The sequence below is a fragment of the Saccharopolyspora indica genome (genome assembly GCF_027853965.1).
In the GTDB taxonomy this organism is placed as follows: Bacteria; Actinomycetota; Actinomycetes; order Mycobacteriales; family Pseudonocardiaceae; genus Saccharopolyspora; species Saccharopolyspora indica.
Window position 1 is genome coordinate 1 of record NZ_JAQGLB010000009.1, and the last position, 23,780, is coordinate 23,780.

18 protein-coding genes, 3 tRNA genes and 2 riboswitches are annotated in these 23,780 nt (G+C 71.0%); of the genes, 10 read left to right on the forward strand and 11 right to left on the reverse strand.

Translation table 11 applies throughout. The features are described from left to right. Together OU416_RS20175 and OU416_RS20180 are read right to left on the reverse strand one after the other, a co-directional pair. A partial coding sequence (locus OU416_RS20175; protein ID WP_270928557.1) for a ribonucleoside-diphosphate reductase subunit alpha occupies nucleotides 1–2,340 on the reverse strand: 2,340 nt, incomplete at its 3' end. Between the two features lie 116 nt (nucleotides 2,341–2,456). Continuing rightward, a riboswitch (cobalamin riboswitch) is annotated at nucleotides 2,457–2,673 on the reverse strand. A gap of 90 nt (nucleotides 2,674–2,763) precedes the next feature. Next, nucleotides 2,764–3,705 carry an ABC transporter substrate-binding protein gene (locus tag OU416_RS20180; RefSeq protein WP_270928558.1) on the reverse strand — a complete coding sequence of 314 codons (942 nt, stop codon included), beginning with the start codon at nucleotides 3,703–3,705 and terminating at the stop codon, nucleotides 2,764–2,766. A 125-nt stretch (nucleotides 3,706–3,830) separates the two neighbouring features. Here OU416_RS20180 and OU416_RS20185 point away from each other — a divergent pair, with 125 nt between their 5' ends. Continuing rightward, complete coding sequence (locus OU416_RS20185; RefSeq protein WP_270928559.1) at nucleotides 3,831–4,475, forward strand: alpha-ketoglutarate-dependent dioxygenase AlkB family protein; 645 nt, start codon at nucleotides 3,831–3,833, stop codon at nucleotides 4,473–4,475. Between the two features lie 53 nt (nucleotides 4,476–4,528). Here OU416_RS20185 and OU416_RS20190 read toward each other — a convergent pair. Both OU416_RS20190 and OU416_RS20195 read right to left on the reverse strand, forming a co-directional pair. Then, nucleotides 4,529–4,601 (reverse strand) — tRNA-Lys (locus OU416_RS20190). Nucleotides 4,602–4,703: 102 nt separating this feature from the next. After that, nucleotides 4,704–4,776 (reverse strand) — tRNA-Lys (locus tag OU416_RS20195). A gap of 323 nt (nucleotides 4,777–5,099) precedes the next feature. Between OU416_RS20195 and OU416_RS20200 the strand changes: the two genes are divergently transcribed. Then, a complete protein-coding gene (locus OU416_RS20200) occupies nucleotides 5,100–6,245 on the forward strand; it encodes a L,D-transpeptidase (protein ID WP_270928829.1) in 1,146 nt (381 codons plus the stop codon). A 115-nt stretch (nucleotides 6,246–6,360) separates the two neighbouring features. On the opposite strand, the gene OU416_RS20205 is transcribed toward OU416_RS20200, so the two are convergent. From OU416_RS20205 to OU416_RS20225, 5 genes are all read right to left on the reverse strand, one after another. After that, a tRNA-His gene (locus OU416_RS20205) sits at nucleotides 6,361–6,436 on the reverse strand. A gap of 113 nt (nucleotides 6,437–6,549) precedes the next feature. Further along, a complete protein-coding gene (gene orn / locus OU416_RS20210) occupies nucleotides 6,550–7,191 on the reverse strand; it encodes an oligoribonuclease (protein ID WP_270928560.1) in 642 nt (213 codons plus the stop codon). 48 nt (nucleotides 7,192–7,239) lie between these two features. Further along, nucleotides 7,240–8,877, reverse strand: a complete 1,638-nt coding sequence (locus tag OU416_RS20215; RefSeq protein ID WP_270928561.1) for an AMP-binding protein — start codon at nucleotides 8,875–8,877, stop codon at nucleotides 7,240–7,242. A gap of 80 nt (nucleotides 8,878–8,957) precedes the next feature. Next, nucleotides 8,958–9,155 (reverse strand): hypothetical protein, encoded by a 198-nt coding sequence (locus tag OU416_RS20220; RefSeq protein ID WP_270928562.1) that lies wholly within the window; start codon nucleotides 9,153–9,155, stop codon nucleotides 8,958–8,960. 177 nt (nucleotides 9,156–9,332) lie between these two features. Further along, nucleotides 9,333–10,070 (reverse strand): hypothetical protein, encoded by a 738-nt coding sequence (locus OU416_RS20225; protein ID WP_270928563.1) that lies wholly within the window; start codon nucleotides 10,068–10,070, stop codon nucleotides 9,333–9,335. A gap of 163 nt (nucleotides 10,071–10,233) precedes the next feature. Here OU416_RS20225 and OU416_RS20230 point away from each other — a divergent pair, with 163 nt between their 5' ends. The 5 genes from OU416_RS20230 (at nucleotide 10,234) to OU416_RS20250 (ending at nucleotide 13,494) form a co-directional block, all read left to right on the forward strand. Continuing rightward, nucleotides 10,234–11,022 (forward strand): alpha/beta fold hydrolase, encoded by a 789-nt coding sequence (locus OU416_RS20230; protein WP_270928564.1) that lies wholly within the window; start codon nucleotides 10,234–10,236, stop codon nucleotides 11,020–11,022. A 118-nt stretch (nucleotides 11,023–11,140) separates the two neighbouring features. Continuing rightward, nucleotides 11,141–11,386 carry a biotin attachment protein gene (locus tag OU416_RS20235; RefSeq protein ID WP_270928565.1) on the forward strand — a complete coding sequence of 82 codons (246 nt, stop codon included), beginning with the start codon at nucleotides 11,141–11,143 and terminating at the stop codon, nucleotides 11,384–11,386. A gap of 25 nt (nucleotides 11,387–11,411) precedes the next feature. Continuing rightward, nucleotides 11,412–11,507: riboswitch (TPP riboswitch) on the forward strand. Then, entirely contained in the window at nucleotides 11,495–12,292 is a 798-nt protein-coding gene (gene thiD / locus OU416_RS20240; protein ID WP_270928566.1) for a bifunctional hydroxymethylpyrimidine kinase/phosphomethylpyrimidine kinase, read from the forward strand. It overlaps the preceding riboswitch by 13 nt. Nucleotides 12,293–12,471: 179 nt before the next feature. Further along, nucleotides 12,472–13,182: a thiaminase II gene (tenA, locus tag OU416_RS20245; protein ID WP_270928567.1), complete on the forward strand. Its 711-nt coding sequence runs from the start codon at nucleotides 12,472–12,474 to the stop codon at nucleotides 13,180–13,182. Between the two features lie 159 nt (nucleotides 13,183–13,341). Continuing rightward, the gene (locus OU416_RS20250) at nucleotides 13,342–13,494 is read left to right on the forward strand and encodes a hypothetical protein (protein ID WP_270928568.1); all 153 of its coding nucleotides are present in this window, start codon (nucleotides 13,342–13,344) and stop codon (nucleotides 13,492–13,494) included. Nucleotides 13,495–13,544: 50 nt separating this feature from the next. On the opposite strand, the gene OU416_RS20255 is transcribed toward OU416_RS20250, so the two are convergent. Together OU416_RS20255 and OU416_RS20260 are read right to left on the reverse strand one after the other, a co-directional pair. Next, nucleotides 13,545–13,916 carry a hypothetical protein gene (locus tag OU416_RS20255; protein ID WP_270928569.1) on the reverse strand — a complete coding sequence of 124 codons (372 nt, stop codon included), beginning with the start codon at nucleotides 13,914–13,916 and terminating at the stop codon, nucleotides 13,545–13,547. Nucleotides 13,917–13,928: 12 nt separating this feature from the next. Next, the gene (locus OU416_RS20260; RefSeq protein WP_270928570.1) at nucleotides 13,929–14,849 is read right to left on the reverse strand and encodes a hypothetical protein; all 921 of its coding nucleotides are present in this window, start codon (nucleotides 14,847–14,849) and stop codon (nucleotides 13,929–13,931) included. Between the two features lie 264 nt (nucleotides 14,850–15,113). Here OU416_RS20260 and OU416_RS20265 point away from each other — a divergent pair, with 264 nt between their 5' ends. From OU416_RS20265 to OU416_RS20275, 3 genes are all read left to right on the forward strand, one after another. Beyond that, nucleotides 15,114–16,457 (forward strand): GNAT family N-acetyltransferase, encoded by a 1,344-nt coding sequence (locus OU416_RS20265; protein WP_270928571.1) that lies wholly within the window; start codon nucleotides 15,114–15,116, stop codon nucleotides 16,455–16,457. Between the two features lie 92 nt (nucleotides 16,458–16,549). Further along, nucleotides 16,550–23,590 (forward strand): amino acid adenylation domain-containing protein, encoded by a 7,041-nt coding sequence (locus tag OU416_RS20270; protein WP_270928572.1) that lies wholly within the window; start codon nucleotides 16,550–16,552, stop codon nucleotides 23,588–23,590. Beyond that, nucleotides 23,587–23,775, forward strand: coding sequence for an MbtH family protein (locus OU416_RS20275; protein ID WP_270928573.1), 189 nt, complete (start codon nucleotides 23,587–23,589; stop codon nucleotides 23,773–23,775). Before OU416_RS20270 ends, OU416_RS20275 begins: the two co-directional genes overlap by 4 nt. The last annotated feature ends 5 nt before the right edge of the window (nucleotides 23,776–23,780 follow it).

Below are 23,780 nucleotides of genomic sequence, written 5' to 3' on the forward strand. Positions count from 1 at the left end.
GGCGGCTCCGGTCGAGGCCGCGGGGACCGCGGTGGGGACGGCGTTGAGCTTGCCGTCGGTGCCTCGCAGGGTGCTCTTCTCCACGTGGGTGGCGCTGGTGGAGCGCAGGTAGTACGTGGTCTTGAGGCCCTTGCGCCAGGCCAGCCGGTAGAGCTCGTCGAGCTTGCGGCCGCTGGGCGAGGCGACGTAGAGGTTCAGCGACTGGGCCTGGTCGATCCACTTCTGCCGCCGTGCCGCGGCCGCCACCAGCCAGTGCGGTTCGATCTCGAACGCGGTGGCGTAGAGCTCCTTGAGCTCCTGCGGGATCCGCTCGATCGGCAGCAGGCTGCCGTCGTGGAACTTCAGGTCGGCGACCATGGCCTCGTCCCACAGCCCGGCGCGCTTGAGGTCGGCGACCAGGTGCGGGTTGACCACGGTGAAGTCGCCGGACATGTTCGCCTTGACGTACAGGTTCCGGTAGACGGGCTCGATGGACTGGTTGACGCCGCAGATGTTGGCGATCGTCGCGGTCGGCGCGATGGCCATCACGTTGGAGTTGCGCATCCCGTCGCGGACGACGCGCTCCCGCAGCGCCGCCCAGTCCAGAGTGGACGAGCGGTCCAGGTCGACGTCGCCACCGCGGGCCTCGGCCAGCAGCTCCAGCGAGTCGATGGGCAGCACGCCCTTGCTCCACAGCGATCCGTCGAAGGTCTCGTACCGGCCGCGCTCGGCCGCCAGCCCGCTGGACGCGCTGATCGCGTGGTAGCTGATCAGCTCCATGCTGCGGTCGGCGAACTCCACCGCCGCCTGCGAGGACGGCGCGATGCGCTGCACGAACAGCGCGTCGGCGAAGCCCATCAGGCCCAGGCCGACCGGCCGGTGCCGCAGGTTGGACCGGCGGGCCTCGGGGATCGTGTAGAAGTTGATGTCGATGACGTTGTCCAGCATCCGCACCGCGGTGCGGGTGGTGCGCTCCAGGCGCTCGGTGTCGATGCCGTCGGCCGTGACGTGGTGGGCCAGGTTGATCGAGCCGAGGTTGCACACCGCGACCTCGTCGGCGCTGGTGTTCAGGGTGATCTCGGTGCACAGGTTCGAGGAGTGCACCACGCCGGTGTGCTGCTGCGGGGACCGCAGGTTGCACGGGTCCTTGAAGGTGATCCACGGGTGGCCGGTCTCGAAGAGCATGGTCAGCATCCGCCGCCACAGCTCGACGGCGCGGACCCGCTTGAACACCGCGATCTCACCGCGGTCGGCGGCCTGCTCGTAGGCGCGGTAGCGCTCGGCGAACGCCGCGCCGTAGAGGTCGTGCAGGTCCGGGGTCTCGTCGGGGGAGAACAGCGTCCACTGCTCGTCGGCCTCGACGCGGCGCAGGAACTCGTCGGGCACCCAGTTCGCGGTGTTCATGTCGTGGGTGCGGCGCCGGTCGTCGCCGGTGTTCTTGCGCAGGTCGAGGAACTCCTCGACGTCGATGTGCCAGGTCTCCAGGTAGGCGCAGACCGCGCCCTTGCGCTTGCCGCCCTGGTTGACCGCCACCGCCGTGTCGTTGGCGATCTTCAGGAACGGCACCACGCCCTGCGACTTGCCGTTGGTGCCCTTGATGTGCGCGCCGATGCCCCGCACCGGCGTCCAGTCGTTGCCCAGGCCGCCGGCGTACTTCGACAGCAGGGCGTTGTTGCTGATCGAGTGGAAGATGCCGGACAGGTCGTCGTCCACAGTGGTCAGGAAGCAGGACGACAGCTGCGGGCGGGTGGTGCCCGCGTTGAACAGCGTGGGCGTCGAGCACATGAAGTCGAACGACGACAGCAGCCGGTAGAACTCGATCGCGCGGGCCTCGCGGTCGTCCTCGCGCAGCGCCAGGCCCATCGCCACGCGCATGAAGAACGCCTGCGGCAGCTCGTAGCGCGCACCGCGTTCGTGCAGGAAGTAGCGGTCGTAGAGGGTCTGCAGGCCGAGGAAGCCGAACTCCAGGTCGCGCTCGGTCGACAGCGCGCGGCCCAGCCGGTCGAGGTCGAAGGCGGCCAGCTCCGGGTCCAGCTGCTCCAGCTCGATGCCGCGCCGCACGTAGGTGGCGAAGTGCTCGGCGTAGTCCGAATCCGCGTCCACGCCGAGGAATTCCAGCGCTTCGCGGCGCATCCGGTTGAGCAGCAGGCGGGCGGTGACCTGCGAGTAGTTCGGTTCGGTCTCGATCAGGGTGCGGGCCGCCATGATCTGGGCCAGCGAGAGCTCGTCGTCGCTGATCCCCGCATAACCGGTGCGCCGCACCTCGTCGAGCACGGCTTCGGCGGACACGCCGGGCAATCCGGCGCAGGCCTGGTGGACCGCGGTGGACACCTCGGTCCAGTCGTTGAGTGTCGCCGTCACTGGTCTTCTCCCTCGCGAGCTCGGTAGACCACGGAGCGCGCGCAGGCAGACCTCGGCGGCCACCGGCCGCCGATCATCCGCTCGGACCCGCCCTCGAGGTCCCGGACAGCACGCCACGTTCGCGTGCACCGGTGGCAGGTCTTCGGACTCACGGGCGGCCTACTGGTCGTGGCTTCCCAGGCGTTGGCCCAGTGCTCTTACCCGCCACCCGGAGTGGGCGGCCGGGTCACGACGGTCGTTCCCGTTCACCGCTGCGGGGCAGTCCCGGATTCGCACCGGGTTCCCTCTTGCCTCACCGGATCGCTCCGGTGAACCACCAGCGAGCGACACACTACATGTTGGGTTTGGGGCTGATGTGAACGGGCAGATATCGGCGTGTTGCGCTCCCGGCCGCCGGTGTCGGGCCGACGGCCGGGAGCGGGATCAGCGCTGGGCGAGGTGCTTCTGGAGGTCGTCGAGGACCAGGTTCGCCGCGATCGGGCCGAGGCCGAGGAACCAGGTGTCGTCGGACACCTCGACGGCCTTGCCCGCGCGCACCGCGCCGAGGGTCGTCCACTGCACCGAGCCGACGACGTCGTTCATCTGCTGCCGCGCGCTGTCACCGTAGGCCGCGTAGAACAGCTGGTCGCCATCGGCCTGGGAGATCTGCTCGCGGCTGATCTTGGTGTGCGTCGTGTCGGCTTCCTGGTTGGCCGGACGGCTGAAGCCGGCGTCGGCGAGGATCGTGCCGATGAACGAGCCCTGGTTGTAGAGCCGGATGTCGCCGGGGATGAACCGCAGCATGCTGATCCGCTGCGCGCCGGGGTCGCCGGTCTGCTTGCCGATCTCGGCGGCGCGCTGCTGGTAGGCGTCCAGGATCTGCTGCGCCTCGGCCTTCTTGCCCAGGGCGTCGGCGTCGAGCAGGAAGTTGTCCTTCCAGGTCTTGCCGACGGTCTCGGCGAACACGGTCGGCGCGATCTTGCTCAGCGCCTCGTAGTTCTCGTCGTCGCGGACCTTGCTGGACAGGATCAGGTCGGGCTGCAGCGCGGTGATCTTCTCCAGGTTGGGGGAGCCGATGGTGCCGACGATCTCGATGTCGCCCGCCTTCTCGGCCAGGTAGGGCTGGAGGGTCTTGTTGGCGTCGGGCAGCACGGTGCCGACCGGCTTGATGCCCAGGGCCAGCACCGCGTCGAGCTCACCGGTGTCGAGCACGACGACGCGCTGCGGCGTGCCGGTGATCGTCGTCTGGCCCTTCGCGTGCGTGATGACTCGCGCCCCGGCTTCCGGCGCGGCGGGCTGTTCGGGGGCCGGCGTGCCGCACGCGGCGGCGCTGCCCAGGGCGAGCGCGGCGGTGACCGCGGCGAGCAGTCGACGAGGACGGAACATGGGTGCTTCCTGCCTGTTCACTCGGTACTGAAGTTTGGTGAGCCTAACCTGACGATCGAGTTCGATCCAGCACTGAGGTGGTGCTCACTGTCGCTGCTACCTGCGAAGATGATCAGGTGATGGGCATGGATTCGCTGATCCCGCGCAGCCGCGAGGAGATCGCCCCGGGCGCGGTCCACGTCCCGGGCTGGCTGGGCCTGGAGGAGCAGCGCGAACTGGTGCGAGCCTGCCGGGAGTGGGCGAGAGCGGGAATGCGTTCCCCGAAGCTGCCCAGCGGAGGTGTGATGTCGGTCCGCTCGGTCTGCCTTGGTTGGCACTGGATCCCGTACCGCTACTCGAAAACCCTCGAAGACGGCACCCCGGTGACGCCCTTCCCGGACTGGTTGGCGGAGCTCGGCAGGAGAGCGCTGACTGCCGCCTTCCAGCGCCCGGCGGACGACTACTCCCCGGACGTGGCGTTGGTCAACTTCTACGACGAGAACGCCAAGATGGGCATGCACCAGGACAAGGACGAGCGCAGCGAAGCTCCGGTGATCTCCCTGAGCCTCGGCGACGAAGCGACCTTCCGCTTCGGCAACCCGCGAACCAGGACGAAGCCGTACCGGGATCTCACGCTGTTCTCAGGGGATCTCTTCGTCTTCGGCGGCCCGGCCCGCTTCGCCTACCACGGAATCCTGCGGACAACCCCGGGAACGGCCCCGGACATCGGCATGAAGACGGGCCGCCTCAACATCACCCTGAGAACCTCAGGCCTGGCGCCCGAGGAGTGAGATATGCAGAAATGCGAAACGCCCCGCGTGAGCAGGGCGTTTCGCATATCGAGTGCGCCAACAGGGACTCGAACCCCGAACCCGCTGATTAAGAGTCAGCTGCTCTGCCAGTTGAGCTATTGGCGCTGGCTTGTTGTTCCGGTTTTCCGCTCCGAACCCTGATCGAGTTCGTCCCGTCCCGGTCACAGCTAAACGCCCCGCCTAAACGGGGCATTCGACTGCGTGGAGTGCGCCAACAGGGACTCGAACCCCGAACCCGCTGATTAAGAGTCAGCTGCTCTGCCAGTTGAGCTATTGGCGCTGGCCTGTCGCTCCGGTCTCCCTCGCGACACGGAAAACATTAGCACGGCTCGCGGAGGGCTCGAACCGGGGGGTGGATCTGAGGGTTCCTCGGGTTGGTCGGACTGGTCGAGCAACCCGCAGCGTGCGTCGTGCGTCTGTCGGGAAGGTGGTCGGCCTGCGCGGATCACACAGCGTGTACGCCTGGTCTCTTCGTCCCCCGTCGGGACCTTGCGGCACACTGTTCACAGGGGTTAGTAGTGCTTCTAAGCGGACGGACTGTTGCTCATGAGGGAGTGGCGTAATCCGGTCGGGGGTCCCGTGAGGGTTTCGCGGCTGTTGACGATGTTGATCTTCGGCGTGGTGGCGCTGTTGGTCGCGGGGTGTAGTGGATCCGGTGGGTCGGAGACCGGCTCGGCCTCCGACGAGGTGCCGCCGGCGCCGACGTTGGAGCTGGCGCCGCTGAACGGGGCGAAGGACGTGCCCCCGGCCGAGCCGATCACCGCGAAGGTGGCCAACGGCCGGATCGTGAACGCGGTGCTGACCAGCACCGAGAACAAGCAGGTGGGCGGCACCATCGCGCCGGACGGGGCGAGCTGGACCGCGGGGGAGAAGCTCGGCTACGGCAAGACCTACACGCTGGAGGTGACGGCGCAGGGTGCCAGCGGGCCGGCGATCACCCAGCAGTCGACGTTCACCACGGCCTCGCCGGGCAAGCAGAGCTACGTGTCGATGAACCCGCTCGACGGGCAGACGGTCGGCGTCGGGCAGCCGCTGGCGTTCTACTTCAGCAAGAACGCGCCGGAGCCGGACAAGGCGAAGGCCGAAGCGGCGATCAAGATCCAGACCGAGCCCGCGGTGGAGGGCGCGTTCTACTGGTTCAACAGCCGCGAGGTGCACTGGCGGCCGAAGGAGTACTGGAAGCCGGGCACCAAGGTGACCATCGACGTCGACGTCTTCGGGCGGGACCTCGGCAACGGTGTCTGGGGCCAGGAGGACCGCAAGGCGACCATCACCATCGGCGACGCGGTGGTCCTGCGGGCCGACGGTGCCTCGCACCAGATGTCGATCGAGAAGAACGGCGAGGTGATCCGGACCATGCCGGTGTCGCTGGGCAAGCCGTCCTTCCCGTCGAACAACGGCGTGCACGTGGTCACCGAGCACCACGCGACCAAGGTGATGGACTCCACGACCTACGGCCTGCCGCTGGAGGCGGGCGGTTACCGCACCGAGGTGAAGTGGGCGGTCCGGATCTCCAACGGCGGCGAGTTCCTGCACGCCGCGCCCTGGTCGGTGGGTCAGCAGGGCAACAGCAACGTCAGCCACGGCTGCATCAACATGAGCATGGACAACGCCAAGTGGGTCTACGACCTGCTCAAGAAGGGCGACATCGTGGAGATCACCAACTCCGGCGGCCCGGACCTGCGGTCCTGGGACGGCTTCGGGGACTGGCAGATCCCGTGGGACCAGTGGGTGGCGGGCAACCGCTGACCGGCTGAGCGATCGAGAGGGCCCCGTTCCAGCCGGAACGGGGCCCTCTTCGGCATGCCGGGCCGGAAACGAGAATGAGGCCTGATTCCCTCGGGAATCAGGCCTCATTCGGCTTTGGGGTGAGTGACGGGAATCGAACCCGCGACACCTGGGACCACAACCCAGTGCTCTACCGACTGAGCTACACCCACCTCGGCCGCTCGGAAACGGGCCTCAGCGGTCCGCCTTCCGGAGCAACGCCAATATACTAGCGTGCGGTGTCACGCCGTTTTCCGCGGGCTCCGGTTAGCGGCACCGCTGCTGGTCAGCGGCCGTTTTCCGGCTGGTCGGACGACTTCCGGATGCCGTCGGCGGCGAGCAGCTCGGCCGCCACCGCGTGCGCCTGCTCGCTGGTCGGGCCGGGCTGCGGGACGAACGCGGTGCGCCGGTAGTAGGCGAGCTCGCGGATCGACTCCCGGATGTCGGCCAGCGCGCGGTGCGCCAGGCCCTTCTCCGGCTGCGCGTAGTAGATCCGCGGGTACCAGCGCCGGCACAGCTCCTTGATGGACGACACGTCGACCATCCGGTAGTGCAGGTGGGCGTCCAGCCGCGGCATGTCGCGGGCGATGAAGCCGCGGTCGGTGGCGATGGAGTTGCCCGCCAGCGGCGCCGACCGCCCGTCCGGGACGTGCTGGCGGATGTAGTCCAGCACCTGCTGCTCGGCTTCGGCCATGGTCACCGCGGAGCGGCGCACCTCGTCGGTGAGCCCGGAGCGGTCGTGCATCTCGCGGACGACGTCGGGCATCCCGGCCAGGGCCTCGTCATCGGCGTGGATGACGATGTCCACGCCCTCCCCGAGGATGTTCAGGTCGGCATCGGTGACCAGGGCGGCGATCTCGATCAGCGCATCCTTGCCGAGATCGAGACCGGTCATTTCGCAGTCGATCCACACTAGACGGTCATTCACCCGAGGCAGCCTAACTCGCCACGAGGTGTGATCGTGCATCCGTCCGGCTCATCCGCCCAGCCGATCGCGCAGTTCGCGGGGCACGACCTTGCCGGTGGCGTTGCGGGGCAGCTCGGCGAGGAACACCACGTCGCGCGGCAGGGCGAACTTCGGCAGCCGGTCGCGGATCCGCTCGCGCAGCTGCTCGGCTTCGAGCTCCTGCTCCGGGCGCAGCACGACGAACGCGGCGAGCCGCTGGCCGAAGTCCGGGTCCTCGACGCCGATCACCGCGGTCTCGGAGACCTCCGGCAGGCGCGCGATGACGTCCTCGGTCTCCTTGGGGTAGACGTTCTCGCCGCCGGAGATGATCATGTCGTCCTCGCGGCCGACCACGAACAGCCGGCCGGAGGCGTCGAAGTGCCCGAGATCACCGGTGGACATCAGGCCGTCGTGGATCTCCCGGCCGCTGCCGTTGGTGTAGCCCTCGAAGAGCATGTCGTTGCCCGCGAAGATCCGCCCGGTGCTGCCGCGCTCCACCGGGCTGCCGTCCTCGGCGAGGATCCGCACCGTCGTGCCCCGCGGCGGGCGTCCCGCCGAGCTCGGTGCCGCGCGCAGGTCCTGCGGGGTGGCGATGCTCACCCACGACACCTCGGTCGAGCCGTAGAGGTTGTAGAGCACGTTGCCGAAGGCGCGCTGGAAGCGGGTGGCCAGGTCGGCGGGCAGCGCCGAACCGCTGCTCGCCACGATCCGCAGCGTGCTGTGGTCGTAGCGGTCGCGCACCTGCTCGGGCAGGTCCAGGAGGCGCTGGAGCATCACCGGCACGGCGAACACCGCTGTGCACCGGTTGCGCTGCACGGAGGCGAGCGCTTCCTCGGGCTCGAACTTGCGGCGCAGGACCAGCGTCGCGCCGAGCACGGCGCCCAGCTGGAAGGCCGCGAGCCCCCAGGTGTGGAACAGCGGCGCGCTGACCAGCATCCGCTCGCCGCTGTCCAGCGGGAGCCGGGACAGGATCGAGGCGGCCGGGGACAGGCTGGGCGGGTCCGGCCGGCGGGCGCCCTTGGGCGTGCCGGTGGTGCCGGAGGTCAGCACGATCATCCGGGCGTGCCTGCGCGGCCGGGCCGGGCGCCGCGGCGAGGACGTGGCGATCAGGTGCTCCAGCGTGTCGCGCCGGGTGGTGCCGTCGGTCCAGGCCAGGATCTGGTCGACCTCGGCCGGGAGCTCGGCGAGCTGGGCGCGGAACTCGGCGTCCAGGACCAGGACGCCGACCTGCTGCTCGGTGATCACGTCGGCGAGCTGGCGGCCGGTCAGCCCGGTGTTGAGCAGCACCACGTCCACGCCGAGCTTGGCCGCGGCGACGATCGTCTCGACCGGTCCGTGGTGGTTGCGGCACAGCACTCCGACGCGGGTGCCGCGCTTGACCCGCTTGCGCAGGCCGTTGGCCAGTCTGGAGGTGCGCTGTTCGAGCTCGGCGTAGCTGAGCGCGCCGCGCTCGTCGATCACCGCCGGGCGGTCCGGGTGGCGCACGGCGCCGACCGCGAAGCCCAGCGGCGGGGTGATGCCCCAGTGCCGCCAGGCGCGGACGATCCGCAGCACCTTGTCCGGGCGCAACGGGCGGAGCACGCCTCGCTTGGCCAGGACGAACAACGTGTGCATGCCCGGTGTCACGCGATTGACCACGGCCATGATCCGCTGCCTCGACACGCTCACGCATCCACCTCTCGGTCGGCGGGCTACCCGAGAGTAGATACTTACTCGAACTGATCGGAACTGGAAAGGGCCGGACCGGGTCAGTCCAGGTCGGCCGCCGACACCACCGCATCGCGCAGCACGGCCCGCAGCCGTCCCACCTCCAGCGGGGAGAGCACCGCCGTCTCGCCGGGCGGCGCCACCAGCACGATGTCGCCCTGGTTGATGAACACCGACAGGTCGCGTCGCCGCCCGGCGACATCGCGGCAGCTCACGTACCACTCCTTGGTGGGCTCCACGGTCCCCAGCCTCCCTGATGCAGTTCGCGCGTCCCCCGCGCGAGTTGATCGAGGGACGTCGCCGTGCACCGAACGTGACGTCGGTTCGGAACTTTTCTCCGGAATATTCCAAAGCCCCAGCTCAGGAACCGAAAAGGCGCCGGGCGATCGCCCGGCGCCACCTGGTGATCTGGAGGATCAGACCGGCCGGACCACGAGTCCTTCGGGCTCGGCGGTGAAGGTGACCGCACCTTCGAAGTCGGCGATGGGGAGCTCGTCGCGCACCAGCCGGTGCGGCGCGTCGAAGGTCTCCACCCGGATCTCGCCTGCGGTGATCGTCTGCTCGGCCACGTCCGCGCCGCCGACCTGCACCTGCAGCTCGTGCCCCTGCACCGCGACGGTCAGCCAGCCACCGGCGACGGTCAGCTGCTCGCCGCCGTGGGTGATGGTCAGCCGGCTGGTGGCGGGGTCTTCGGAGCGCACCGCGATGTGCGAGATGGCCACGTCGCGGCGGCCCGAGTCGCCGACCAGCGCGATCACGTCGCGGGTGACCGGCTCGGCCGCGGTCTCGCCCGGCTTCGGGGTGAGCACCGGGGCGCGCAGCTGCGCGGCCACGCGGTAGGGCTGCCACGATCCGGCGCCGATCAGGTTGACCACCGCGGTGACGTCGACGCCGGCCAGCAGCCGGTCGCTGCCCAGGGCCGGGGTGACCTCGATCGCGGGGACGCCGCGCTGGTCCAGCAGCTCGCGCAGCGCCTTGGCGCGCTGTCGGCTGTTGCGGTCGAAGCCGCGGGTGATCGCCACGGTCCCGGAGCCGGCCGCGTCGACGGCGGCGTCGGTCAGGTCCGCCAGCGGTGCCCAGATCCGTGCGGGATCCTCCGGTCGGCGGGGCCGCCGGGAACGGGCGAAGCTCGGAGCATCGGTCGTGGTTTCCATCGTCACCGAGTTTAGTCCGCGGGCAAGGGTCGCCTTGCCTGCCGGTGGGCCCCTTCACGCTGTGAAATCGATCGCTTTCGCCGAGCGGTCGGGCTGCGGAGCCGGTTTTAGCCGGTCGCAAAACCAATTCCGGAACCCAGGGCGCCGACCTACGGTGATGCCCATGACACCGATTACCGGCACCGCCGCTGGCGTGCCGTTCACCGCGTTGCCGCCAGCCGAGGACGGGCCTGCCCCGCTGATCGTCACCTGGCACATGCTGGACGCGCCGCGGTCGGACGCCGCCTTCGCCGCCGCGCTGCCGATGCGCGACGTGCCCGCGTGGCGGGTGCACCTCGGCATGCCGATGTTCGGTGCGCGCATGGTCGACGGCAGCATGGACGCCGCCATCGCGCTGCTGCAGGAGGACGTCCTGATGGCGGGGATGCACCCGTTCGTCCGGCAGGCGACCGAGGAGTTCCCGGCCGCGCTGGCGTCGATCCGCGAGCAGCTGCCGGTCGACGACGGTCCGATCGGCGTGCTCGGCGGCTCGCTGGGCGGCGCGGTCGTGCTCAACGTCCTGGCCAGGACCGAGGTCCCGGTCTTCGCAGCCGCGCTGGTGAACGGCGCGATCCGGATGCGGTCGGTCATCGACCTGTTCCCTGGCGAGTACCCCTACGACGCGGAGTCGGCGAAGATCGCCGACGAGCTGGACTTCGTCGCCGGTGCGGGCCGGATCGCCGGTCGCGCGCCGCTGCTGGCGGTCAGCGGGGAGCTGGATCACCCCGCGTTCCGCGACGACGCGGCCGCTCTCGTCGCCGCGCTGGGCGACGGGGCCGAGCTGCTGCCGATCCCCGGGCTGGCGCATCCGCTGGCCGAGGAACCCGGCATCGAACCCGCGCCGCAGCTGCCGCTGGCCGCGGAGGTCGACGCCGGATTGACCGCGTGGTTCCGGCGCCACCTCGCCGCATAGGTCCCGATTGGCGTGTTCGTCCCGGTTTCTGCTGGTCCATCGGTGGGGCGGCGGTCCGGCGGTCTTGTTGGTGCGGGCGGCCGGAGTGATGCTGGGTTGTTCTCGGAGGGGGGCGGGGATGACCGAGTTGTTGTTCCCCGCGCTGGGGCGTCGTCCGGCGGGGCGGTCTCCGGTGCGCGGGGTGCTGGTGCGGTGGCTGGTGGCGGACGGGAGCACCGTGCACGTCGGGGACCGGCTGGCGGAGGTCCGGTCGGCGGGGGATCTCGTCGGCTGGGTTCCGGCGCTGGCCACCGGGACGCTCTGGCACCAGGTGCGAGCCGGTGAGGTGCTCTGCGCCGGTGCGGTCGTGGGGCTCATCGACTGACCGGTGGTGTCCGGGTTAGGTTGGTGCGAGTGACGCGGGGTGCCCGGCTTGCCGGGCTGAGAACAGACCCGTTGAACCTGACCTAGCTCGTACTAGCGGAGGGACGTCATGGTTCCGAACGTGCTGACCATCGCGGGTACCGACCCCAGCGGTGGCGCCGGAGTCCAGGCTGATCTGAAGGCGTTCTCGGCGCACGGCGCCTACGGCATGTCCGTGATCACCGCGCTCGTCGCGCAGACCACCACCGGGGTGGCCGAGGTGCACGAGGTGCCGCCGGAGTTCATCACCGCGCAGCTGGTCACGCTGCTCGACGACGTGCGGGTGGACTCGGTCAAGATCGGCATGCTGGCCAACGCCGAGGTGATCCGCGCGGTGGTCGAGGTGCTGGACCGCTACGCGCCGCCGCACGTGGTGCTGGACCCGGTCATGGTCGCCAAGAGCGGTGACCGGCTGCTCGCGCCGGAAGCGGTCGGCGCGCTGCGCGACGAACTGCTGCCGCGGGTCGACCTGATCACCCCGAACCTGCCGGAGGCGGCGGACCTGCTGGGCGAACCGGAGCTCGCCGACGTCGACGGCATGCCCGCGCAGGCCGAACGGCTGGCCGGGCTCGGGGCCAAGCAGGTGCTGCTCAAGGGCGGCCACCTCTCCGGCGAGTCCAGTGTGGACCTGCTCTACGGCGACGGGATCGCCGAGTTCCTGACCAGCGAGCGGGTCGTGACCACCAACGACCACGGCACCGGCTGCACCCTGTCGGCGGCGATCGCCGCACTGCGCCCGCAGCGCCCGGACTGGCTGACGGCGGTGCGCGAGAGCAAGGACTACCTGACCGAGGCCCTCCGCGCGTCGGAGCGGCTGGACGTCGGCCACGGCCACGGCCCGGTCCACCACTTCCACCACTGGTGGTGACCAGCCCGCCGCCCTGGCGATCCGCCGGGCGGGCCTCCCCGCGATTTCAATGGAAGTTGCTGACCACCGGCGTGTCGTGACGTGACGCGCCGGGGTCTGCGGACGACTTCCGCGATTTCAATGGAAATCAGACGTCTGATTTCCATTGAAATCGCACGCCCCGAGAGATGAGGAGTCCGATGAGCAAGTTGCCCGCACCGCCCGCCGACGGCTTCTGCGCGCAGGCGTGGGAGCGCACCGCCGGGTTGCAGCAGGCGATCGTCGAGCACCCGTTCAACACCGGGCTCGCCGACGGCAGCCTGGACCGCGACGTCTTCGCCTTCTACATCGTGCAGGACGCCCGCTACCTGGTCGGGTTCGCGCAGGCGCTGGCGGCCGCGTCGACCAGGGCGGACAACGCCGAGGACGCCGCGTTCCTGTCCGGCTCGGCCAACGGCGCGCTGGTCGAGGAGCGCAGGCTGCACGCCGGGTACGTCACCGAGTTCGGGTTGACCGAGGCCGAGATCGACGGCATCGGCACCTCGCCGTCCTGCCTCGCCTACACCTCGTACCTGCGGGCTTGCGCGCTGACCGAGCCGTACCCGGTGCTGCTGGCGGCGATCCTGCCGTGCTTCTGGGTGTACCAGCACGTGGGCACCACGATCCTGGAGGCCACCGGCGAGCTCGGCGAGCACCCGTACCGGGCGTGGATCCAGACCTACGCCGACGACGAGTTCGCCGCCGCCGTGCTGACCGCCCGCGAGCTGGTCGACCGCGTTGCCGCGAGCGCCGACGACGCGATGCGGCGGCGGATGCTGGCCGCGTTCACCCGGGCCACCGAGTACGAGTGGCTGTTCTGGAACAGCGCGTGGACCAAGGAGGCCTGGCCGACCGCCGAGTTCCTCCGGTAGGAATCGAAACCCGTTGCGGGGCAACGGAAAGCGTGGTCCGGAAATGTGATCCGGGGCACAGTCGGAGCTGCTAACGAACATCAGGATCCGGAGCGATGTGCTCAGCGACACGCCCGCTCGGGCATGGAATCCACCCAGGTCGAACGGGGTTTCAGCGTCGTGGGCACTTCGCTTGTGATCGTCCTTCTCGGCATGCTCGTGCCCGTGCTCGCCGCCGCGCCGTTCTACCTCGCCGACCGCCGCCGCGAGCAGCAGGAGCTGGAGCGCCGGGAGCGCGTGCTGGAAGCGGAAACCACCGGCTCCGACGACTGAGTATTAACAGCCGTTGGAACCGGTGGCTCCGGTTGCCGTGCGGGGTGCCGCTATTCCTTGCTGATCTCGGTGCGGAGCCGGGCGAGGCGCTGGCGGGACCGGTTGAACTTGGCCTCGAAGTGCTTCTCGTAGAGGTCGGTCGGCAGCTCGGGGAGCTCGGCGGGCTCCGCCGTGCGCTGCACCGGCGCGACGGGCTCGCTCGGCTTCGCCTCGGCGGCGGGCTGCTCGGGTTGAGCGGACTGCGGTGCGGTGGTCCGGCGGGTGACCGTCGGCGGTGCTGGTGCCGGGGTGCGCAACGCGTGCCTGCCGCGCGGGGCGGATTCCTGCTCGCCGAGTTGGCGGTTCGCGCGGTGCAGCAGCGGCCAGAAGATCAGGGTCGCCAATGCGAAACCGGAGACGAACATCAGCACGAGCAGTTCCACGTGGTGCTCCGATCAGTTCTGCCGGGCGGGTCCTGGCTGCGGGGTCGCACCGTTGGTGCTGGGGTGCTGACCGTCGATGGGGATGAGGAACGTCTGCACGTTGTCCTCGCGCTGCGAGGGCAGCTGGAGCGGTAGCTCGGCCTCGGGCTCCGGAGTCGTGGCCGGCGGGTGCGCGCTGAGCTCGTCGATGGAGGCGCTGAGCGCGCGTTGCGTCTGGTCCATCGAGGACAGCACCGCGGCGCGCAGTTCTTCCAGGCGGCGCTGCTGGGCGTGGATCTCCTCCAGCGCGTCCAGGCGGAGCTGCTCGGTCTCGGCGTCCCACTGCCCGCACTGCCGCCTGGTCTGGGCGATCAGCTCGTCGGACTCCTCCTGGGCGGCGGTGATCGTCCGCTTGTACTCGTCGCGGATGCTCTGCCGCATCCGGTGCTCCCGGGTGCGCAGCTCGCTGACCTTCTGGTCGTGCTCGCGGTGCAGCCGGGCCCGGCGCTCCTCGACGTCGGAGATCAGGCGGCTGCACTCCTCGCGCAGCTCGCCGGCGTTGCGCTCGGCCTCCTCGATCAGCTCGCGGGCCTCGGTCTCGGCGGTGCCGCGGATGATCTCGGCCTGCCGCCGGGCCTGGTCGCGGAGGTTCTGCACCTCCTCCTCGGCGATCGAGAGCATGTTCTGCACGCGCTGCGAGGCGGCGGGCAGGCCGGTGTCGGAGGACTCGATGCGGCGGAGGCGCTGCTCGGCCGAGTCCAGGCTGCGGCGGGTGGTGTCGCAGAGCTCGCGCAGGTCGCTGTTGAGCTGCGCGGCCTCGTTGCGGTCGATGGTGACCAGCCGCAGCTGGTCCTCCAGCAGCTCGATGTGGTCGATGACCTGGCTGCGGTTGAAGCCGCGGACCTGGATGTCGAATCCCGGCCGGAGCGGAACGACGGAGTCGGTGTCATCCATGGGTGAACTCCTCTCCGGGCGGTCAGCCGATTCGATAGGTCGGAGAGTAGGGGTGATGGTCGGCGTTCGCCCAGCGAAACACAACGATCATCACCGGATCAGGTAGTGATGATCGGGTGGCCGCGCGCCCCGCTTGCGCTCCGTGACGACGGTCCGATTCGTCCACAGTGCACATCCCCGGACCAGGGTGTTCCACGGCACTGCCGGGAAGGCCCGTGGTTAGGTTAGGCTCCGCTCACGGATCCGCGGTTCGAGGAGCATTGCGTGACGAGTGGAGTCGACCTTCCCGGGCAGTCGCACGAGCGCGCATCGGCGTTGTTGCGGCGGTGGCTGGCCGAGACGCACACCCCGGTCGCCGAGGGGCCGTTGCGGCTGACCATCGGATCGGTGCCGCTGGGCACCGACGTCGTGCACAGCTCGGTGACCGGTGCGCACGGTTTCGGGCCGATCCAGGTGCTCGACGACACCGGTGATCCGGTCGCGATCGCCGATGCCGCGCTGATCGCCGCGGCCTGCTCCGCCGACGCGCGCGCTCGCGCCCTGCCCGACGCGCCGATCAACTCCGCCGACGCCGGTTCGGTGGTCGACTGGCTCCTGCACGCGCTGCCGAGGCGCGAGTTCGACCCGATCGCGCTGCCGGACGACCTGATCGCGGTGGCCCGCTCGGTGTCCGGCGCGGCGGAGGCGCGGCGCTGGCTCGCGGCGCACGTGGAGGGGCGGCTGCTGCCCGCTGTGCTGGGGTGGGAAGGCGACGTCGCCGCCGCGACGGTGCAGCTGCTGACGCGCGGGCCGCTGGCGGTCATCGGGTTGCTGGGGCGGCGCGGTGTCGTCGACGAGGCGGAGCTGATCGCGGAGCTGCGGACGTGGCTGGGCGGCGTCGCCGAGGCGCATCCGGTGTCCGCGTGGCTGGTCGAGCGCTGGCTGACGAGCCCGACGCTGACCGATCTCGCCGCGCTCAACGGCTCCGGTCTGCGCTACCGGGCGGATTCGGGCCGGGTCGAGGTGCGGCCGGTGCCCTTCGAGGTGCCGAACCCGCTGTGGTCGGGCGCGGCGCCGGCGCCCGGAGTGCCGGTTCCGGTGCTGGGCGAGGGCTGGTCGCTGCGGCCGGTGGAGGTCGTCGGCGACGACGGCGGGCCGGACGTCGCGCTGGTGCAGCGCTGGATGAACGCCGAGCACGTCGCGGTGAACTGGGACCAGGCGTGGCCGCTGGCGCAGTGGCGCGAGGAGCTGGCCGGGCAGCTCGGCGGGCAGCACTCGGTGCCGTGCATCGTCGGGCTCGACGGGCGCGACGTCGGCTACCTGGAGCTCTACCGGGTGCAGCGGGACAAGCTGGCGCGCTGCTACTCGCACGATCCGCACGACCTCGGCGTGCACATCGCCATCGGCGAGCCGGATGCGATCGGGCGCGGCGTCGGTTCGTCGCTGCTGCGGGCGGTGGCCGGCGGGTTGCTGGCGGCCGACCGGGAGTGCGCGCGCGTGGTGGCCGAGCCGAACGTGCACAACGGGGCTTCCGTGGGCGCTTTCGGCAAGGCCGGGTTCGGCCGGGCCGCCGAGGTCGGACTGCCGAACAAGAACTCGGCGCTCATGATCTTCGAGCGCGGTGAGTAGGCCCACTTCTTCGTCGGTGCGGAGTCCCTGTACTCCCGATCCACAGAGAACTAAGGTAAGCCTTACTTGCTTTGTTGATCGTGGGGAGAGCGATGCCGGGCCGAGCTGACCAGTTGTTGCCGCTGTCGGCCGCGCAGGCGGGGATCTGGTTCGCACAGCAACTCGACCAGGCGAACCCGATCTACAACACCGCCGAACGCGTGGCGATCGACGGCTGCGTGGATCCCGAGCGGTTCGCCGCCGCGCTGCGGCAGGCGGTCGCCGAGACCGAGGCGCTGCGCATCCGGATCCGCGAGGACGGCGCCGAGCTGGGCCAGGTCGTCGAGGAGCCCGCCGAGTTCGAGCTGCCGGTCGTCGACTGCACCACCGCCGCCGACCCGGAGGCCCGGGCGATGGCGTGGATGCGAGCTGACCTGCGCGAACCGGTCGACCTCGCGCGCGGCCAGGCCGGCCGGTTGTGGAGCGCCGCGCTGTTCAAGCTCGGTGAGCGGCGCTGGTGGTGGTACCAGCGGATCCACCACGTGGCCATCGACGGCTACGGCTTCTCGATCCTCGTCCGCCGGGTCGCCGAGCTCTACGGCGAGCAGGACCCGGGCCCGTCGCCGTTCGGTTCGCTGACCGCGCTGCTGGCCGACGAGCAGGAGTACCGGGAGTCGGCGAAGGCCGAGCGCGACACCCGGTTCTGGCAGGAGCGGTTCGCCGACCGGCCGGACGTGGTGTCGCTGACCGGCAGCACCCGGCCCACCGCGCACGACTTCCGCAGGCTGCCCGCCGAGTCGCCCGCCGGGACCGCGCTGGCCGCGGCGGCCGAGGAGAGCCGCACGATCTGGTCGGACGCGCTCATCGCCGCCTTCGGCGCCTACCTGCACCGGATGACCGGTGCCGCCGACGTGGTGCTGGGGCTGCCGGTGATGGGCCGGCTCGGCTCGGTCGCGCTGCGGGTGCCGGGCATGGTCGTCAACGTGCTGCCGCTGCGGCTGCGGATCACCGCCGCGACCACCCGCGCGGAGCTGATCTCGCAGGTCGGCAAGGCCGTGCGAGAGCTGCGCAAGCACCAGCGCACGCGCGGCGAGGAGCTGCGCCGCGACCTCGGGCTGCTGGGCTCGGACCGGCCGCTGTTCGGGCCGATGCTCAACATCAAGGCCTTCGACTACGACCTGCGGTTCGGCGACAGCCCGGCCACCGTGCACAACCTCGCCGCCGGGCCGGTCGAGGACCTGACCGTCGCGGCCTACCACGACGACGGGCAGCTGCGGTTCGAGTTCGACGCCAACCCGGACCGCTACGACGAGGCCGAGCTCGCCGCGCACCGCGAGCGGTTCCTGCGATTCCTCGGGCGCTTCGCGGAGTGCCCCGGTGACACCCCGGTCGGCGGGATCGACCTGCTCGCACCGGAGGAGCGCACCCGGATCCTGGAGGAGTGGAACGCGCCGATCGCCGACGTCCCCGAGCTGCCCGCCGCGACGCTGCCGCAGCTGTTCGAGGAGCAGGCCGGGCGGACGCCGGACTCGGTCGCCGTCACCTTCGGCGCGCAGCAGCTGACCTACGAAGAGCTCAACTCGCGCGCCAACCAGCTCGCGCACCACCTGATCGACCTCGGCGTGGGGCCCGAGCAGCTGGTGGCGCTGGCGCTGCCGCGCACGGCGGAGCTGGTCGTGGCGCTGCTCGCGGTGCTCAAGTCCGGTGCGGCGTACCTGCCGCTGGATCCCGGGCACCCGGCCGAGCGCATCGCCCACATCGTCGGCGACGCCCGGCCGAGCGTGCTGATCAGCGACGCCGAGCACTCGGCCAACCTGCCCGCCGGGATCACCCGGGTCCTGCTGGACGATCCGACGGCGCGGGCCGAGATCGCCCGCCACTCGCAGCGCGATCCCAAGGCCGGTGAGCGCGGCCCGCTGACCCCCGAGCACGCCGCCTACGTCATCTACACCTCCGGCTCGACGGGACAGCCGAAGGGCGTGTCGATCCCGCACCACAACGTGGTCCGGTTGTTCCGCGCCACCGAGCCGTGGTTCTCCTTCGGCGGCGACGACGTCTGGACGCTGTTCCACTCCTACGCATTCGACTTCTCGGTGTGGGAGCTGTGGGGCGCGCTGCTGCACGGCGGCAGGCTGGTGGTGGTCCCGCACGAGATCAGCCGCTCGCCGCGCGAGTTCCGGCGGCTGCTGGCCGACGAGCGGGTGACCGTGCTCAACCAGACGCCGTCGGCGTTCTACCAGCTCAGCCAGGCCGACCGGGAGGACCCGGCGGGCGAGCTGGCGCTGCGCGTGGTGATCTTCGGCGGCGAGGCGCTGGAACTGTCCAGGTTGGACGACTGGTACCAGCGGCACCCGCAGCTGCCCAAGCTGGTCAACATGTACGGGATCACCGAGACCACCGTGCACGTGTCCTACGTCGAGCTGGACCGCGAGCTGGTGGCCCGGCGGGACGGCAGCGTGATCGGCCGCGGCATCCCGGACCTGCGGGTCTACCTGCTGGACTCGTCGTTGCAGCCGGTGCCGCCCGGTGTGGTGGGTGAGCTGTACGTGGCGGGGGAGGGCCTGGCGCGCGGTTATCTCGGGCAGCGCGGCCTGACCGCGCAGCGCTTCGTCGCCGATCCGCACGGGGCGCCGGGCACCCGCATGTACCGCTCCGGCGACCTGGGCAAGTGGCGGCCGGACGGCAGCATCGAGTTCCTCGGCCGCGCCGACCACCAGGTCAAGGTGCGCGGTTTCCGCATCGAGCTCGGCGAGATCGAGGCGCACCTGGCCGCGCACCCGCGGGTCCGGCAGGCCGCGGTGGTGGTGCGCGAGGACCAGCCGGGCGATCAGCGGCTGGTCGGCTACACCGCGGGCACCGCGGAGGCGGCGGAGCTGCGGTCGCACCTGGCCGCGCGGCTGCCCGGGTACATGGTGCCCGCCGCGTTCGTGCCGGTGGACGAGATTCCGCTGACGGCCAACGGCAAGCTCGACGTGCGGGCGCTGCCCGCGCCGGAGTTCGGCGGCGAGGCCGGGGGCCGCGAACCGCGCAACGACGTCGAGGCCGGGTTGTGCCGGTTGTTCGCCGAGGTGCTCGGGGTGCGCGAGGTCGGCATCGACGACGGGTTCTTCGAGCTAGGCGGGCATTCGCTGCTGGCAGCGCGGTTGCTGGCGCGGGTGCGCAGCGAGCTCGGCGCCGAGCTGACCATCCGCGGCCTCTTCGACCACCCGACGGTCGCCGGTCTCGCCGAGCAGCTGGGCGCGGTGGATCGGCGACCGGAGCTGCGGCGCGTCGAGCGGCCTGAGCGGATCCCGCTTTCCTTCGCGCAGCAGCGGCTTTGGTTCCTCAACCGGCTGGAGGGACCCAGCGCCACCTACAACTTGCCGCTGGTGCTGCGCATGTCCGGTGAGCTGGACGTGGCGGCGTTGCGCGCCGCGCTCGGCGATGTCGTGCGGCGGCACGAGAGCCTGCGCACGGTCTTCCCGGACGAGCTGGGCGAACCGCGCCAAGAGGTGCTCGACACCGTTCCTGAGCTGACCGTGGTCCAGGCGTCCGATGTGGACTCCGCGCTCGAGGAGGCCGCTCGGGAAGGGTTCGACCTGGCGGTGGAGCCGCCGGTTCGGACGGTGCTCTTCGAGAACGGGTCGGAGCACGCGCTGTTGGTGCTGCTGCACCACGTGGCCGTCGACGAGTGGTCGATCCGGCCGCTGGTGCGCGACCTGTCCACCGCCTACGCGGCCCGGCTGCTCGGCGCGGAACCGGAGTGGGCCGGACTTCCGGTGCAGTACGTGGATTACGCGCTGTGGCAGCGGGAACTGCTCGGCGACGAGTCCGATCCGGACGGGCTGGCGGGCAGGCAGCTGGAATTCTGGCGCGGCGCGCTGGCCGGGCTGCCCGACCAGCTGGAGCTGCCGACCGACTTCCCGCGCCCGGCGGTGGCCAGCCACCGCGGCGACGCGGTCCGGTTCGGGCTCGACGCGCAGCTGCACCAGCGGCTGCGGCAGCTCGCCGCGGAGCACCAGGCCAGCGTGTTCATGGTGCTGCAGGCCGGGCTCGCCGCGCTGCTGACCAGGCTGGGCGCGGGCACCGACATCCCCATCGGATCGCCGGTGGCCGGTCGCGGCGACGACGCGCTCGACGAGCTCGTCGGGTTCTTCGTCAACAGCCTGGTGCTGCGCACCGACACCTCGGGCGAGCCCGGTTTCGCCGAGCTGGTCGACCGGGTCCGGCAGGCCGACCTGGCCGCCTTCGACAACGCCGAGCTGCCCTTCGAGCGGCTCGCCGAGGCGCTCAACCCGGCGCGTTCGCTGGCCCGGCACCCGCTGTTCCAGGTGATGCTCGCCTACTGGGGCGCCACCGATGCGGTCACCGCGGAACTGCCCGGGTTGGAGACCACTGTGGACACCGCAGCGGCCGGGGCGGCGAAGTTCGACCTGGCGCTCAGCCTCAGCGAACGCGCCGACGGCGGCGTCGACGGGCTGGTGCAGTACAGCACCGACCTGTTCACCCGGCAGACCGTCGACGACCTGGCCGCGCGGTTCGTCCAGCTGCTCACCTCGGCGGTGGCCGACCCCGCGACGCCGATCAGCCGACTGGACGTGCTCGGCGAGGACGCGCGGCAGCGGGTGCTGGCCTGGGGCGATGCGGTCGGATCGGTCGAACCGGCCGGGACGTTCCCCGAGCTGTTCGCGCGCAGCGCCGAAGCGGACCCGGACAAGACCGCGCTGATCTTCGCCGACGTCGAGCTCAGCTACCGCGAACTCGACCGGCGGGTCACCGAGCAGGCGCAGCTGCTGGTCGAGCACGGCGTCGGGCCCGGCGACATCGTCGGCGTGCTGCTGCCCCGCTCGCCCGAGCTGATCATCGGGCTGCTGGCGGCGATGCGCGCCGGAGCCGCCTACCTGGCGCTGGACCCGGAGTACCCGCTGGAGCGGCTGCGGCACATGGTCGACGACGCCGCGCCGCGCCTGGTGCTCACCGACGACCTCGCGGCCGACCTGCCAACAGCCCTGTTGAGCTGTGACGATCGCCCGCAGGGCAGCTGGCAGCTGCCGACCCCGCGGCTGGACGACGCCGCCTACGTCATCTACACCTCCGGCTCCACCGGCACGCCGAAGGGCGTGGTCGTGCCGCACCGGGGCATCGCCAAGCTGCTGGCCACCCAGACCGAGCGGGTCGGCATCACCGCGGACAGCCGGGTGCTGCAGTTCGCCTCGCCGAGCTTCGACGTGGCGTTCTGGGAGATGTGCATGGGCCTGCTCAGCGGCGGGACGCTGGTCGTGGTGCCCGCCGACCGGCGGGTGCCCGGCGAGCCGCTCGCCGAGTACGCCCGCCGCCACCGGGTCACGCACCTGGCCATCGGGCCGTCGATGATGGGCATGTTCCCGGCCGACACCGAGCTCCCGCCGGACGCGACCCTGCTGTGCGGGGCCGAGAAGGTGCCCTCCGACCTGGTGCTGCGCTGGGCGCGCGAGCACCGGATGCTCAACTGCTACGGCCCCACCGAGGCGACGGTGAACTCCACGCTGTGGGACTGCGATCCCGACGCGGTGGGCAGTTCGGTGCCCATCGGCGTGCCCGACCCCGGCGCCCGGCTCTACGTGCTCGACGCGCAGCTCCAGCCGACCCCGCCCGGCGTCGTCGGCGAGCTCTACGTCTCCGGGCTCGGGCTGGCGCGCGGCTACCTCCACCGGCCGGGCCTGACCGCCGAGCGCTTCGTCGCCGACCCGTTCGGGCCGCCCGGCTCCCGCATGTACCGCACCGGCGACCTGGTGCGCTGGCGCTCCGACGGGACGCTGGACTTCGCGGGCCGCGCCGACGACCAGGTCAAGATCCGCGGCTTCCGCATCGAGCTCGGCGAGGTCGAGGCGGTGCTCGCGCAGCACCCGGACGTCGCGCAGGTCGCGGCGGTGGTCCGCGAGGACACCCCCGGTGACAAGCGGCTGGTGGCCTACGTGGTGGGCGGCGGTGACACCGCCGGGCTGCGCCGCCACGTGGCCGACGCGCTGCCGGACTACATGGTCCCGGCCGCGGTCGTGTTCGTCGACGCGCTGCCGCTGATGCCCAACGGCAAGCTCGACCGCAGCGCGCTGCCCGCGCCCGACCTGGGCGAAGCGGTCGGCAACGCGATGCCGCGCAACCCCACCGAGGAGATCCTCTGCGGGCTGTTCGCCGAGGTGCTCGGGCTGCCGCGGGTCGGCACCGAGGACAGCTTCTTCGACCTCGGCGGGCACTCGCTGCTGGCCGCCAAGCTCATCGGCCGCATCCGCGACGCGCTGGGCGTGCGGGTCAACGTCGGAAGCCTGTTCGCCGCACCGACCGTCGTCGGCCTGGCCGAGCGGCTGCACGACGGCGGCGGCCGGGACGCGCTGGAGATCCTGCTGCCGCTGCGCACCTCGGGCAGCAAGCCGCCGCTGTTCTGCGTGCACCCCGCCGCCGGGCTGGCCTGGCCGTTCTCCGGGCTGCTCAAGCACATCGACGACGAGCGGCCGATCTACGGCATCCAGTCGCGCGGGCTCGCCGAGCCGAAACCGGTCGCGGCCAGCCTGCACGAGATGGCCGCCGAGTACCTCGAACACGTCCGGCAGGTCCAGCCGCACGGGCCGTACTACTTCCTCGGCTGGTCCTTCGGCGGCGTGGTCGCCCACGAGATGAGCACCCACCTGCAGCAGCAGGGCGAGGAAGTGCGGTTCCTGGGCATGCTCGACTCCTACCCGAAGGACGTCTGGGACGAGCTGCCGACCGAGGAAGAAGCCCTCAAGGCGCTGCTCTACATGGCCGGCTACGACCTCGCCGAGCTCGGCGAGCAGCCGCTGACCAGGGCGGACGTCATGGCGATCCTGTCCGCCGAGGGCAGCGCGCTGGCCAACCTCGAACCGCACAGCATCACCGCGATCATCGACAACTTCGCCAACTGCGCGGTGCTGGAGAACGAGGCCGACCACGCCGAGTTCGACGGCGACGTCCTGTTCTTCACCGCGACCGTCAACCCGGCCAAGGAATCGCTGACCGCGCAGATGTGGCAGCCCTACGTCGGCGGCGCGGTCCGCGACCACGACATCGCCTGCGAGCACAAGGACATGACGCAGCCCGGGCCGCTGGCCGAGATTGCCGCGGTGGTGGACCGGGAACTCGGCGAGGTGGACCGGGTGAGCACCGAAGGAGCACGACGATGACCAACCCGTTCGAGGATCCGGCCGCGGAGTACTACGCCCTGATCAACGACCAGGACCAGTACTCGCTGTGGCCGCGGGCGATCGCGGTGCCCGCCGGGTGGGCCGTCGCGCACGGCCCGGCCGACCGGGCGTCCTGCGTGGACCACATCGAGGTCAACTGGACCGACATGCGGCCGGCGCGCTGATCGCG

Coding starts and splice junctions, on each gene's coding strand:
- OU416_RS20275 (WP_270928573.1), top strand. CDS start 23,587: ATGACCAACCCGTTCGAGGATCCGGCCGCGGAGTACTACGCCCTGATC.
- OU416_RS20270 (WP_270928572.1), top strand. CDS start 16,550: ATGCCGGGCCGAGCTGACCAGTTGTTGCCGCTGTCGGCCGCGCAGGCG.
- OU416_RS20225 (WP_270928563.1), bottom strand. CDS start 10,070: ATGGAAACCACGACCGATGCTCCGAGCTTCGCCCGTTCCCGGCGGCCC.
- OU416_RS20235 (WP_270928565.1), top strand. CDS start 11,141: ATGACCGAGTTGTTGTTCCCCGCGCTGGGGCGTCGTCCGGCGGGGCGG.
- OU416_RS20230 (WP_270928564.1), top strand. CDS start 10,234: ATGACACCGATTACCGGCACCGCCGCTGGCGTGCCGTTCACCGCGTTG.
- OU416_RS20200 (WP_270928829.1), top strand. CDS start 5,100: ATGTTGATCTTCGGCGTGGTGGCGCTGTTGGTCGCGGGGTGTAGTGGA.
- tenA (WP_270928567.1), top strand. CDS start 12,472: ATGAGCAAGTTGCCCGCACCGCCCGCCGACGGCTTCTGCGCGCAGGCG.
- OU416_RS20260 (WP_270928570.1), bottom strand. CDS start 14,849: ATGGATGACACCGACTCCGTCGTTCCGCTCCGGCCGGGATTCGACATC.
- OU416_RS20180 (WP_270928558.1), bottom strand. CDS start 3,705: ATGTTCCGTCCTCGTCGACTGCTCGCCGCGGTCACCGCCGCGCTCGCC.
- thiD (WP_270928566.1), top strand. CDS start 11,495: ATGGTTCCGAACGTGCTGACCATCGCGGGTACCGACCCCAGCGGTGGC.
- OU416_RS20185 (WP_270928559.1), top strand. CDS start 3,831: ATGGATTCGCTGATCCCGCGCAGCCGCGAGGAGATCGCCCCGGGCGCG.